Below are 13,901 nucleotides of genomic sequence, written 5' to 3' on the forward strand. Positions count from 1 at the left end.
TACCATTTTATAGGTTTTGTGGGTACGGTGACAGGTGGTATGTACCTACGAAATTGACGGGTTAATTCATTAGTAGGTACGGAGGTAGGTGAAGTGTGCCCATGAAACTGTGAAAGTGGTAACGCAGTGGGTACAGTGAAGGGCGTGATATACCCACTGGACTGTGAAAACAGCAATTCAGTGGGTACAGAGACAGGTATGACATACCTACTAGACTGCGGAAGTGGCAAAGCAGTGGGTACAGTGACAGGCATAGTGTACCTGCCAAACAGCAAAAGAAGCGAAACAATGGGTAAAAATGTAACTAAATTATGGAAAAGGAGTAAAGGAATTGGAAGAATACAGGAAGCACTTAGAAAAGGAACTTGAAAAGGTAAATGCTCTTATAAAGATTAACAATGGAAATATAGAAAAACTCAGGGGGACACCTGAAGGAGTAATAAGAATAGCAAAGAAAAGAAGAACCTTTCAGTACTATTTCAAAGGGCCAAAGGATACTGTGGAAAGATATCTGAAAGTATCGGAACGAGATCTTGCAATAAAGGTAGTGCAGCTTGATTATGAACAAAAAGCTAGCAGACTGCTTAAGAAAAAACAAAAAGCATTATTGTCGGCTATAAAATATATAGAATGTTCTGATGTAGCGGAAATATTTGAAAACTACAGTGAAGGAAGAAAACAGCTAGTTAGGCCCCTAATTTCATCTACAGAAGATTATATTGGAAAATGGTATCAGAAATACCCAGGAAACATGAATACATACCCTATTAATATTGGATATGAAACGGACCGAGGTGAACAGGTGCGTTCGAAATCAGAAAAGATTATCGCCGATATGTTGCACAAATATGGAATACCTTATTCATACGAAACAGAGTATAGAATTGGGAATAAAACAACGTATCCTGATTTTACGGTTTTGAACGTGAAGAAAAGAAAGACATATATTTGGGAGCATTTGGGGCTGATAGATAATGAAGAATATGCGGTGAAAAATATGGGAAAATTGGCGTATTATGAGGAGGCTGGGATAGCAATTGGTCAGGATTTGATTATAACAATGGAGTCTGAAAGAATACCGCTTAATATAAAATTGGTAGAGAAAAAGATAAAAGAAATACTATTATAATTGTGGAATATAATACATATTATTGTTAAATCGTAGATGACATCGAGGAATAAAAGTGTTAGAATATCATTAATTGATAATTTTTTAACGAGCGGAGGATAATATGGATTTTCAAGCTGAGTACAAGAAAAAACTTACTACAGCAGCAGAAGCTGTAAAGGTAGTAAAGAGCGGTGACTGGGTAGATTATGGTTGGTGCACAGGTACACCAGATGCTTTGGATAAGGCACTTGCAGCTCGCACAGATGAGCTTAGAGACATTAAGGTTCGTGGTGGAATCTTAATGAAGCTTCCAGCTATTTTTGAGCGTGAGGATGCTGGCGAGCATTTCACATGGAACTCATGGCACATGGGTGGTATTGAAAGAAAGCTTATTGCTAGAGGCTGCTCTTTCTATGCACCTATCAGATACTCTGAGCTTCCTAGATATTATAGAGAGCACATCGAGCCAAACGATGTTCTTATGATTCAGACAACTACAATGGACAATCATGGATATTTCAACTTCGGTCCTAACGCATCACACCTTATGGCTGCAGTTGAAAAGTCTAAGCACATCATCGTTGAGGTTAATGAGAACATGCCTCGTTGCTTAGGCGGCTTCGAAGAGGGCGTTCACATTTCTAAGGTTGACGCTATCGTTGAGGGTGAGAACCCAGCTATTCTTGAGATGGGTGGCGGCGGAGCTCCTACAGATGTAGATAAGGCTGTTGCTAAGCTTATCGTTGAGGAGATCCCAAACGGCGCCTGCTTACAGCTTGGTATCGGTGGTATGCCTAACACAGTTGGTGCTATGATTGCTGAGTCAGACCTTAAGGATCTTGGTGTTCATACAGAGATGTACGTTGATGCCTTCGTAGATATCGCTAAGGCTGGTAAGATTACTGGTGCAAAGAAGAACATTGACCGTTTCCGTCAGACATATGCTTTCGGTGCTGGTACAAAGAAGATGTACGATTACATGGATGAGAATCCAGAGCTTATGAGTGCACCTGTTGATTATACAAACGACATCCGTCAGATTTCTGCACTTGATAACTTCATTTCTATTAATAATGCAGTTGATGTAGATTTATTCGGACAGATTAATGCAGAGTCTGCAGGAACAAAGCACATCTCAGGAGCAGGCGGACAGCTTGATTTCGTACTTGGTGCTTACCTTTCAAATGGTGGAAAGAGCTTTGTATGTCTTTCATCTACCTCCACAACAAAGGATGGTACAGTAAAGAGCCGTATTCGTCCTACACTTGCAGAGGGTTCAATCGTTACAGATACTCGTGCTAACACACACTACCTTGTTACAGAGTACGGTAAGGTTTGCCTTAAGGGACTTTCAGCTTGGGAGCGTGCAGAGGCTATCATTTCTATCGCTCATCCAGATTTCAGAGACGAGCTTATCGCAGAAGCAGAGAAGATGAATATCTGGAGAAGATCTAATAAGTAATATAATATAGAAATTACTACAGGCCAGATGGGTTACAAGACTCATCTGGCCTTTTTTGTTTCTTAAAATACACACGAGTGTATTATGTTATTTCGAACATAATTTATTCATAAACAAAACACAAATATAACACAACTTCAAAGTAGAATCTCAGAGGTTTTTGATTTACGGTTTTTACATGTGAGAGGGTTCTATGACAAAAGAAAGAATGTCGAAGATTGATAAGATAGATTTGATTAAGATTTTTATAAAGGCATTTATAAAGAGCTTAAAGCGTTCCTTACAGCGCATCGATTTTCGCTCTTTTATGCCACACAGGAAAATAATAAAGCATGCTTTTGGCATGATGGTGATAATGCTCATTATCGTAGCAATGGCTCTTCCAAATTCTATTGCAGCGGATGTTAATACCACAGCTATTGCAGCTGACAGTGCACCTGCTGTAATGTCTGAGGAGGAAACACTTGAGGCTTCTATAAGAGAGTTTACAGTCTACGGAATGTATTTAAATGATGGAGATGGTGAAGAAGTAGCAGTAACAGCTTCTCAGCCAGTAGGGGATATTGCAAACAACGGATATCCTTATGCAAAAAAGGCAGAAGAAGGTGTTACCCTTGCCATTAAATTATCTGATGCTGTTACAAACGCTACCTTCCAGTGGCAGCGTAGTGATGACAAAGAACAGTGGTCTGATTTAGATGGTGAGACAAATCAGACTTTTGAAAACAAATCTCCTAAGGACGGTAGATGGTATAGATGCGTCGTTAATGGCGTTGCCAGCCAGGCTGTTCAGGTGGTAGGTCAGTTTAAATGCGAGGGCACAAGCGAGAAGGACTCACAGGGCAGAATCTGGACTAATCCACTTATGCCATGGTATATCAGCAATGGAACTGTAGCCTATGGAATCAATTCTGCAGGAACAGTGTTTGATGTAGTAGGTCTTTACAGCAAGAGCGGAAGCTCCTATATGATTCAGACAGCCTATTCAAAGGGTTGGTCAATGGTTACATCTTCATCGGATGCACCGGAAGTGGAGCATACAGCAGCACAGCTGGATGATTTGCTTTGTAGCTTTGATGCTGCAAACCAGTATGAATTATACATAACAGCTGATTTGGCATCAGGTCAGACATCCTTTGCTTTTGGCTGTGATACTATGCTTGGTAATGATTCTACTTCAAGATCTCATTCGGATTTTGCAGCTCTTGAGGTAAATAAGAATCAAGATAATACAGTTGCAAATATAGCCATGGTTGGAGCAAGCTCTTCCAGCCAGTCAGTGGGAAGTAATCCAGCCTTTATGATTACACCTATTACTTCTGAAGAATTGGAATTCTGGCTTGGTCAGTACGATAAGAGAAAGTATTTCAGTTTTAATGAAGGTACTGGAAATATCACGGTAGACGGTGAATACCAAGATAATGTGGCAACAGAAACGCAGGGCATTGACGCTGGAATGACAATGTCATGGTTTAATGTTCCAGATGGTTTGGTTAGCTTTAAGTTTGCAGTTGGTGATGCAGATAGTATCGGAGTTACTACCAACGGTGGCAATTTGAACTATATTGCAGAGCTCATTGAAGGACTCAAGCAAAATACAGAATATACAGTAGCTGTAGAGGGTGAAGAAACGACCTATTCAATTATTTCAAATGCGTTAGGTCACATTACATTAACAGGAGTAGATACAAATGGCAATTATTTCGATTTTACTGGTAAAACTATTTATATTACAAAGAATGGTAGTGAGAGTGAGAAAATCACTGTCAATGTAAGTTCCCGCCCATATAATGTGCAGGGAATCCCTGATTCAGAGGAGATAGCATCAATTGGTGAGGATTCAATTAAATTAAGCATCCCTCTTGGAAGTCTTCAGCTGTTTGCTCAGGAATACCGCATCTGTGATGAGAATGGAAAGGAAATCGAAGGCTTTGGCTGGACCAGAGTTTCTGGTGATGGAAACCTGTCCTTCTCAGGATTACAGTCAGATACCTTATATCTTATAAAGGCAAGAATATATGCTACTGAAACTACACCAGCTTCTGTTGGGCGTGTGGTTTATGAGTTTAAAACAAATTAATAAATAATAAGCCTGGTTGTTATGGTTTTTAGCCATTACAACTGGGCTTTTTTAGTTGATTCGTAACAAAAATGTGAATTACAAAAATTTTTTTTAAGAGTGTAACTAGTTTGTAACAGGGGTGCGTCTAGAATAACCTTACACAATCGATAATAGTATAGAGTTGTGATTGGAGGTTATTCTTATGGCAAGAGGAAAGACATTCAAAAAGAGATTATTATCAGTAATGATGACAATCTTGATGGTGGCCGCTATTGCCGTGCCATCATTCCCATCCTATGCAGTTGCCGACACAATCGATGTAGGACAGCCAGGCTATAATGCATCTGGTGTTATGACCTATTATAACTGCTTAGGTACAGGTACTAATCTTTACAAGAGTCTTGTTATTAACTTCACATCCGTTCGAGAGAATGGTGAGAAGATTGTACTTCCTAGCGTAAGTGGATTTACATATGAGACATCTCTTTCTACAGATGGTACTTATATTATTAACATCCCAGAAGGAAAGAATCTTGTACAGATAGCAGCCTATATTAGAAAGATTCAGTTCTTGAACTGTCAGAATTCTTCCCAGAAGATTAACTTCTCTGTAGGTAAAGACATCGTTAAGTACATGACCTTCTATTCAGAGGATTCACAGCATTACTACCAGTTTATTAAGTTCGACAAGTCAACTGGTACAGCTGTTGCGGATCCAACTGGAAAGTCTTGGACATATGGTACTTGGGAGTGGGCTTACTATACAGCTCTTAATATGACATATGAAGGACTTCAGGGATACCTTGCAACAGTATCAAGTGTAGAGGAAGATGCGTTCATCTACCGATGCTCTAATGAGATTGGTTGGCTTGGTGGTACAAAGATGACCCATGGCGCAGCTGATACAAAGAATGGTATTCCTTACTATAAGACATTTACACCTTCTGGTAATGGAGATGGTATTGGATACTGGTACTGGGCAGTAGGTCCTGATGTAAATGAAGGCGGTGGAAAGTTCTTACAAAGCCCAACCGCTGCATCAAACTCTGTTTTACAGACAGCTGACAGCAAGGGTTATTACAACAACTGGAACAGTGGCGAGCCTAATAACTCTAATGGTGAGTTTGCTATGACAACCCTTAAGATTGGTTCTGGTTGGAATACAGGTAATAGAAACGGAAAGATCGGTACTAACTCTCCATATTATGTAGCATCTGGATATTCATGGAATGATATCGTTGATACAAACTGGGCTCAGTACGGTAGCTCTAAGGTTACAAGCTACACAGCTACAGGTTTCTTCGTAGAGTATGGTGACTATGTAAAGGGATTAACCCAGACAGCACTTGTTCAGAAGACAAACTTTGAGTTTAAGACAACAACACAGCCTCTTAATCACATTTGGAATTTATATGCAGCAGATGGTTCAGACACTATTCATATGTTCTGTTCAGCATCTGATCCTAAGTGTTCATATTATGCAGTTAGCTCTTCAAGCTTAGGCGAAACAATCGACTTAAAGATTGAAGCAGCTGATGTTCCATACGATGGCAGAGCTTATTCAAGCACCAATATCGTTGGGGCAGAGGACATAATGTCCGCTACAAGTAATACAGCTACGATTTCGGATGTTAAATATTACAAGGTTTCCACAGCAGACACCGTAACTGGTGGAGAATTACAGACAGTGGCACCATCTGCAATCGGATATTACTATGCAGAAGTAACAGTTACAATTAAGAATACAGTCCTTGCATCAAACACAGTATCAGCAAAGGCTGTAGTACCATTTAAGATTTATGATCCTAACGCTGAGTATGCAGTTGAAGGATTAAATAATAAGAAGGCTTCTGAGGAAGCAGTGCCTTATCAGAGAAAGGTTACAGGAACCACTGCTTATTCAGATCTTGAGGTAGTGCTTGCAACTTCATCTGACCAGATTCAGATGTACAAGCTTGCTGAAATGACATGGAACACTCAAGATGACACATTAAACAAGATGGCATGGGTTCCAGAAATTCAGGCATGGGTTAACAGCTCAGGCTACAGAGTTACAGCAGCTACACCTAATGATCTGTCAAATGGAAAGGCATCATCTTCTACAATATCATCCTTCTATAAGGATATGCTTAAGGTAAACAGTGAAGCACTCCTTGAATCTCTTACAGATCTTTATGATACAGCAGATGGAGTATATGCTTCAAAGAGAGATAAGTATGTAGATTCATCACAGCATGAGGTTTCAGATCCTGAGGATGGAACAAGATACTCAGTTGTATTTGATAATATTGAATATGGTATTTATGCAATTCTCGCAAAAGATGGCAGCAACAATCCATATGCAGTAACAGTTGCAACTGTTTATCCACAGCAGTCAGGACCACAGGGCAGCTTCTATACACAGGAGTTATTTACAGTTTATATCAAGGAAGTTGAGCCTACTATTTCTAAGACAATTAATGGTAAGAAGCAGGATATTGCTGAGATTAATAATATTGATGATCCAATAGAGTTCGTAGTTGATTTCCAGCTTCCACAGTATAAGGACAGATTTACAACAGGTTCAGGAAGTGGCTATGAGTTAGTATTTGAAGATCAGATGGCTCCAGGTTTCACAGTTTACGAGCCTAATGACGATTACAGATTACAGTTCTACTATGTATACATTGAGAACAACGAGGAGAAAGAGGCTCTTATAGCAGAAAATGGTATTCCTACTGCTACAGCTTACAAGTTTACACAGAGCTCAGGCACAATACCTCTTACAGCAGATAATGCAAAAGAGAAGGGAACCATAGTTTACGAGAGCAATCCAGGTCCAACTACATTGCTTACAAAGAATACAGATCTTATTGGTGGCTATGCAACACCTAGATCAGGTAGAATTTTTGAACCATTCGAGATTACAACAGATTCTAAGACAAAGAATACTGTAATCAGAATTGAATTTGACGAGCCATTATTAAGAGCTTGGAAAGCAGATTTAAAGGCTGGCGAAGATGGTCGTGAGGTATCTGGATTTAGAATTAAGTATTATGCAATCCTTGATTCTGATGCACAGATTAATTCCAACGCAAATACAAATACAGCTTATATCCATTATGAAAAGGATTCTAATGGAACAAGCATGACAGAAATGCATGATGTTGTACATGCTTACACATATGGTCTTAACATTGTAAAGATTGATGGTAGTGCATCAACAACAACATACCTTTCAGGTGCTGAGTTTAACCTTTTTAAGGAAGTGACACTTTCTGATGCTGATTACACAGCACTTGAGTCTGCCGAAAAGTCTAACTACTATGTATTAGAAGGTGAGGACGAGGAGCCAGCAAGATACTTCAAGAAGGTATCTATGGACAATGGAATATTCCAGGATAAGTATAAGGACAATGTATTTGATACATTGATTTCTGTTAACACTGCACAAGGTATTACCGCACATGGTCTTGGTGTAGGATGTTATGTACTTGTAGAGTCAAAGGCACCTTCAGGATATAACGAGCTTGCTGAGGATATCTACTTTGAAATCAATGAGCTTACAGACGCTGAGATGGCAAGGGCAGATAACTCATACATCTGGTTCAGAGAGATGGCTACAGCTGATGAGCCATACAATCCAGATGATGCTGAGTCAGCAATTATCAATGAAAACGGATGTATCCAGATTGATGTATACAACTATCAGGGCTTAGTTCTTCCTAGCACTGGTGGAATTGGTATCCTGTTATTCATCATCATCGGTACTGGTGTGATGGGTGCAGTAATTGTTATTATCATTGGTAGAAGAAAGCGCCAGATGATCTAGTAAATTAATCAAAATACCCAGAGGATTTAAATATCCTCTGGGTATTTTTTGATTACAGTAAATTACAAAGAAAAATACTTATAAAATGTAACGGCTTTGTAACAGCCCCTAGTATAAAATGATGTCATCATAAAGATAGTAGCCTTACTTGCAGGTGATAGGAAGGTGGAAATATGAAGGGAACAAGCGCAAAAACAAACAAAAACAGACTATTCAGTCTCATAATTGTAATGGTGTTTGTAATATCATGTTTTCCTATGTTTGCTATTCAGACACTGGCAGCAGATTTTCAGGTGGATTCTCTGAATAACAGAGCAAACACTTCTGGCACTGGAGCAGCCACTACTATTAAGGTGGACAGTGAGAGCGCTACTACAAATCTTGTTGTAAAGCTCACAGCCACAGGGGAGACAGTTACAATTTACAAGGTTGCAGCAGTAAGCTACGACACAGTTACAAAGAAATATTCAGATCCTTACTGGGTACCAGAGGTTTCAAACTGGCTCAGCACATATGATACATATTCTACAAATGGAACAATAAAGACTGCCTATGCAAATCCAAAGAATCTTTCTTCAGCAAGCCAGTCTACATGGACAGAGTTTTACAAATATCTTCTTTATAACAGAGATAGCAGGGAGCCATTAAATGTAATTGAGTATGGTTCTTCATCTGAAGAGATTGATGGAAATACAGTATATACTGGAAAGCTGGATCCATATAGAGACAGTGTCACACTTGCAGATGATGCAGAAACACTTGAGGTTTCATTTAATAATCTTGAGCTCGGTATCTATGCAGTTATGGTTAAGGCTGATGCAAAGAGATTTACTCCTGTAGTAAAGGACCTCACTCCAAGAGTAAACGGCCCTGAGGGAAATTACTACGTGGATTCAGTATACTTTGCAGAGCTTAAGGCTGCTGATGCTACAATCGACAAGAAGATTAATGGCAAGCAGGCTGATGCAGTAAGAATAGGTGAGATTGTTGATTTTGATATCGATATCACACTTCCTACTTTATATAGCGACAGAGTTACATACACCAGAGCAATGGATCAGGTGTATTCAATGTATATTGAGGATTACATGAGCCCATCATTTACTATTTACGATGCAAATAATGATGGTGAGGCTGATGAGAGAGATATTAGCTTTACTACAACAGGTTCTATGGCTGGTTCAGTGGCAGAGCCATTCCCTACAACTAATTTTGATTATTATGAAATAGCAGATTCTACATATGACCGCAGTGGTTTAACTGCAGATGTGGATTACTTCGTTCTTACAGATGAAAATATTGCTGACTACACATCAGGCTGTGAGCATCTGGCTGATTTGGATGGATATGAAAATGGTCAGACATATTATGCTATAAAAATATCTGCACCAGTTTATACACTGGATCCAGTTAGAACAAAAACTAATTCTGACAACAAAGATTGTGCATACATGAAATTAAACATCAATGTTGGTGTTTTAAAGCAGATGATTAAGGATGATCCTGACGGAAGAAGCTATGATTCTGCAATAGTAACAATGTCCTATAAGGCAATTGTTACAGATGCTGTGGAGGTTAATTCAGAGAACAACTACAACACAGCTACAATAGTTTATGAGGGTACTTCTGGAATAAGTGATACTGTAAGAGGCTACAGCTATGGACTTCAGGTTATCAAGGTCGACGGTGATACTGATGACCCAATCGCAGGTGCACAGTTTAATCTTTACAAGGAAGTAAATACATACAAGAAGATAGATGATGAATTCGTATGGCAGGCAGATATGAGTGGAAGTGAAACCGATAAGCTTGAGTTTACATACGAGGAAATCAAAGAGGACATAGAAGAGAACAGGGACGAGACTATTTATTACACATATGAGGAGACAAAGACAGAGGCAGGAACAACAGAGACAGGAGTAGAATATCAGGAAGGAGATGTTCTTGCATTCGTATTTACAAAATATACCTCAGGCCACATCAATACAGGCACACCATTTGATGGCTCAATTACATCAGTGGCAAGTGAAGCAGGTGTTACCATAACTGGTCTTGATGAAGGAAACTATATCCTGATGGAGACAAAGGCTCCTAGCGGATATAACGCTTTAGCAGAGGATATCCTCTTTACAATTAATCGCATTGACGATGAGACAGCACAGCTTGAATTTAACGGAAGCTTATGTGGCTTCTATGATGGCTACGACGATAACAAGCAGCTTATTGAAAATGGTATAACATCACTTAGAGTATTGAATTACAAGGGTCTGACACTTCCAAGTACAGGTGGTATTGGTATTCTTCTTTTCACAGTAATAGGTATTTCTATTATGTCATCAGCCCTGGTGCTTATGATTATCAGACAGAGAAAAATGGATTCAAGCTCATATATGTAAGACTTTTCAAAAGCCAGTTCAGATGGCAGCATCTGAGCTGGCTTTAATATTTTTTCACAGTTCAGAAACAGAATGAACTTTTTTTGATGCTACAATTTTATCAGCATAATTTAGGTTATTGTGTCTTTAAATATATGATTCAGGGGGTAAAAGACATGCCAAATAATAGTTATGACAGGGACCGTGATTACGACAGAGATAGAGATTATGACCGAGACAGGGATAGAGACTACGACAGGGATAGAGGACGTGACCGAGACAGAGATTATGACAGGGACCGTGACTACGACCGAGACAGAAATAATGACAGAGGCCGCGACAGAGACTACATGGACGAGAGACAGATTAGAGAGGAAATCGATCGTCTTCGCAAGGAAGTTTATAATCTGAAGGATGCCCTTGAAAATAGACGTGCAGAAAATGCGGACCTTAAGATGGCTATTAAGCAGGCAGAGAAGAACAATGTAGAGCTTTTGACAGCAATCACAGCCACCTTGAATGATATGTCTGCAAGAATGGAAAATTTAAATGGTCTTGATAAGCTTAAATCTTCACTAAGGGATGAGCTTGAAGAGGTAAATATGCCTGTGGAGGCAAAGTGTCAGGCCATTGAAGAGAGATTAAAAACTTTGCAGGACAATCTGGATTATTCAGAGCCTATGAAGGAGCAGGTAGGCTTGGCAGCAGAGAGTATGAAGGAAACTCTGGCAGAAAAATTTGGCACAAAGACTATTGGCGATGTGTTACAGAAGCTTGCTTCTGTAAGCACCTTCCTTATTGCAGATTCAATAGGAATAGTTGTTCTTCTTGCTTTGATGTGCTTCTTTATTATTTCACTTATAAAGTAGAAAGGTCAGTATGCTACCAGGAAGTGTCGGAATCGGTGCATTGGAGCTGTGGGGCTCGCTATTTTGCCTTATAGCGGCTTTTTCCATTGACCGTGGCAAGACAGTTGAAAAAAGAGAAAATATCCAGCTGGGATACCTTTTGCTTATGAATACCATTATTTTGGTATTTGATATGTTTGCTGTTACTTATAATGGAGAACCAGGAAATGTTAGCAGAGTGATTCTCAGAGTAGCTAACTTTGGCCTTTTTTTAACACTTTATCTTTTAGAAATATACTTTTTGGCGTACCTTAAAGCGGTGATTGTAAATAATGGTGGAAAGTTTTCTGTGTTATTTAAGTATTTAGGAATACTTCTGATGGTTATTTCCATCGTAGTCCTTGTTTTTGATCAGTATACACACAGGATATATTATTTTGATAAGGATAATATTTATCACCGTGGAGAGAGCTATGTGCTTGCATTAATCCCAGTATTTGCCTGCTTTGCCCTCATTTTGTTTATAGTTTTTTATTATCGCAAATACATAAGCAGGCTACAGTTTTTTGCGCTATTGGTGTATCTGTCTTTTCCTGTTTGTAGTGCTGTAGTTATGGTTGTGACAGGGGAGGTTTCATCTATCATAAATATTTCCATCACCATCTCTTTGATGCTGATGTATCTGTTTTATGAGATTGAAAAAAATCAGCGAATGCTGAAGCAGGCTGAAGATTTGGTAGAGTATGAGCGCGTCAACAATCAGTTTAAAAACTATATGCTTTGGACTCAGATTCAGCCTCACTTTATTTACAATAATTTGAATGTTATTCAGTTTTTGTGCAGGAAGGACCCAGAGCTGGCATCAGAAGCTGTAGTTCATCTTTCCACATTCCTGCGCTCATATATAGATGCCTATGATATGGACGTATGTATCCCTATCACAGAGGAGATGGAGATTATAAACCATTATCTGTATATGCAAAAGCTTCGTTATGGTGACCGTTTGGAGGTAGAGATAGCCGTTTCTTGTGAGAACTTTAGCGTGCCTCCTCTTTCAATAGAAACCCTTGTAGAAAATGCAGTGCGTCATGGTGTGGCAAAGAAATCAGAGGGAGGCAGGGTTTCAATTCGTGTATACGAAAATGAAGATGAATATCTCACAAAGGTTGAAGACAATGGAGTAGGCTTTGATTCTACAGAGCTGGAAACTGATGATGGCAGAAATCATGTGGGATTAAAGAATACAAACAGCAGACTTAAATTTATGATTAATGGATACTTAGAGGTTGAGTCTCAGGTGGGAATGGGCTGTAAGGCTATAGTCCATGTGCCTAAGGGTAAGAAGGATGAAGTATCTGATAGTTGATGATGAAAAAATTATAGTAGAGGGAATGGAGGACACCCTTAGGGAAATCGTGGGTGACAGTGCGGCTATTTATACCGCTTCAGATCCATTTGAAGCCATTGAGCAGATGAAGCTGCACCATGTCGATATGGTTTTTTCAGATGTGGATATGCCGGGAATGAATGGTCTGAAGCTGGCACAGTCACTTTCTGAGATTAATCCAGATGTGGATATAGTCTTTTGTACGGGCTATGCCCATTATAGCTTGGATGCTTGGAAGACTACGGCAAAGGCATTCATACTAAAGCCTGTGTCAAAGGATGACATGAAGGCGGCAATCGACAGGCTCACAGCCAATCGAAGCAAGGGGGCATCATCAGAGGCTTCCGACAAATCGGGAGGAAAAGAGCTGGAGGTTATTTGTTTTGGAAACTTCGAGATTTTCCACAAGGGCAATCCAGTTCATTTCGCCAGAAAAAAATCCAAGGAAATGGTGGCTTACCTTATAGATCGAAAAGGAGCGATGGTCTCCACAGGAGAGCTTAGAAGTGCTCTCTGGGAGGAGGACGAGGACAACGAAGAGAAGAAGGGCTATATAAGGGTGCTTGCCAACGATATTAGAAAGAGCATGGAGGATATAGGTATTTCAAATTTCCTCCGTAACGATATGGATTGCTACAGCGTGGACATAAAGTCCATGTCCTGTGATTACCTGAAATTCCTTGAGGGAGATGAGAAAGCAAAGAAATCTTTCTCAGAGGAATATATGATGCAATATCCATGGGCAGAGACAACACTGGGAACCTTGCTGGATATGCTGTGATGTAACGAGTTTGTAACACCCTATAGACTACAATTCATGTAACATGGAATTAGTCTATGGGGAT

The 13,901-nt window shown here is 39.6% G+C and carries 9 protein-coding genes; all 9 read left to right on the forward strand.

Features of this window, described 5'->3' with window-relative positions; translation table 11 throughout:
• The first annotated feature begins 126 nt into the window (after positions 1-126).
• The 9 genes from BLP54_RS00080 to BLP54_RS00120 all read left to right on the forward strand — a co-directional run bounded on the left by BLP54_RS00080 (position 127) and on the right by BLP54_RS00120 (position 13,837).
• Positions 127-369: a hypothetical protein gene (locus BLP54_RS00080; protein WP_090165557.1), complete on the forward strand. Its 243-nt coding sequence runs from the start codon at positions 127-129 to the stop codon at positions 367-369.
• On the forward strand, positions 332-1,129 hold the full coding sequence (locus tag BLP54_RS00085) for a PDDEXK family nuclease (protein WP_090165559.1): 798 nt from the start codon (positions 332-334) through the stop codon (positions 1,127-1,129). Before BLP54_RS00080 ends, BLP54_RS00085 begins: the two co-directional genes overlap by 38 nt.
• Before the next feature lie 103 nt (positions 1,130-1,232).
• The gene (locus tag BLP54_RS00090; RefSeq protein WP_090165561.1) at positions 1,233-2,573 is read left to right on the forward strand and encodes a butyryl-CoA:acetate CoA-transferase; all 1,341 of its coding nucleotides are present in this window, start codon (positions 1,233-1,235) and stop codon (positions 2,571-2,573) included.
• Positions 2,574-2,766: 193 nt separating this feature from the next.
• The gene (locus BLP54_RS00095) at positions 2,767-4,653 is read left to right on the forward strand and encodes a hypothetical protein (protein WP_090165563.1); all 1,887 of its coding nucleotides are present in this window, start codon (positions 2,767-2,769) and stop codon (positions 4,651-4,653) included.
• Positions 4,654-4,837: 184 nt separating this feature from the next.
• Positions 4,838-8,446, forward strand: a complete 3,609-nt coding sequence (locus BLP54_RS00100) for a SpaA isopeptide-forming pilin-related protein (protein ID WP_090165565.1) — start codon at positions 4,838-4,840, stop codon at positions 8,444-8,446.
• 173 nt (positions 8,447-8,619) lie between these two features.
• Positions 8,620-10,842, forward strand: a complete 2,223-nt coding sequence (locus BLP54_RS00105) for a SpaA isopeptide-forming pilin-related protein (protein WP_090165567.1) — start codon at positions 8,620-8,622, stop codon at positions 10,840-10,842.
• Between the two features lie 155 nt (positions 10,843-10,997).
• Positions 10,998-11,690 (forward strand): hypothetical protein, encoded by a 693-nt coding sequence (locus BLP54_RS15735; RefSeq protein ID WP_090165569.1) that lies wholly within the window; start codon positions 10,998-11,000, stop codon positions 11,688-11,690.
• A 10-nt stretch (positions 11,691-11,700) separates the two neighbouring features.
• Entirely contained in the window at positions 11,701-13,035 is a 1,335-nt protein-coding gene (locus BLP54_RS00115; protein WP_090165571.1) for a sensor histidine kinase, read from the forward strand.
• A complete protein-coding gene (locus tag BLP54_RS00120) occupies positions 13,016-13,837 on the forward strand; it encodes a LytR/AlgR family response regulator transcription factor (protein WP_176754416.1) in 822 nt (273 codons plus the stop codon). The genes BLP54_RS00115 and BLP54_RS00120 overlap by 20 nt, the downstream gene beginning before the upstream one ends.
• The last annotated feature ends 64 nt before the right edge of the window (positions 13,838-13,901 follow it).

It is taken from the genome of Pseudobutyrivibrio sp. 49 (genome assembly GCF_900100545.1).
GTDB lineage: Bacteria > Bacillota > Clostridia > Lachnospirales > Lachnospiraceae > Pseudobutyrivibrio.

Bases quoted from the DNA above. Each gene is read 5' to 3' on its own strand.
- BLP54_RS00090 (WP_090165561.1), top strand. From the start codon at position 1,233: ATGGATTTTCAAGCTGAGTACAAGAAAAAACTTACTACAGCAGCAGAA.
- BLP54_RS00095 (WP_090165563.1), top strand. From the start codon at position 2,767: ATGACAAAAGAAAGAATGTCGAAGATTGATAAGATAGATTTGATTAAG.
- BLP54_RS00100 (WP_090165565.1), top strand. From the start codon at position 4,838: ATGGCAAGAGGAAAGACATTCAAAAAGAGATTATTATCAGTAATGATG.
- BLP54_RS00105 (WP_090165567.1), top strand. From the start codon at position 8,620: ATGAAGGGAACAAGCGCAAAAACAAACAAAAACAGACTATTCAGTCTC.
- BLP54_RS15735 (WP_090165569.1), top strand. From the start codon at position 10,998: ATGCCAAATAATAGTTATGACAGGGACCGTGATTACGACAGAGATAGA.
- BLP54_RS00115 (WP_090165571.1), top strand. From the start codon at position 11,701: ATGCTACCAGGAAGTGTCGGAATCGGTGCATTGGAGCTGTGGGGCTCG.
- BLP54_RS00120 (WP_176754416.1), top strand. From the start codon at position 13,016: ATGAAGTATCTGATAGTTGATGATGAAAAAATTATAGTAGAGGGAATG.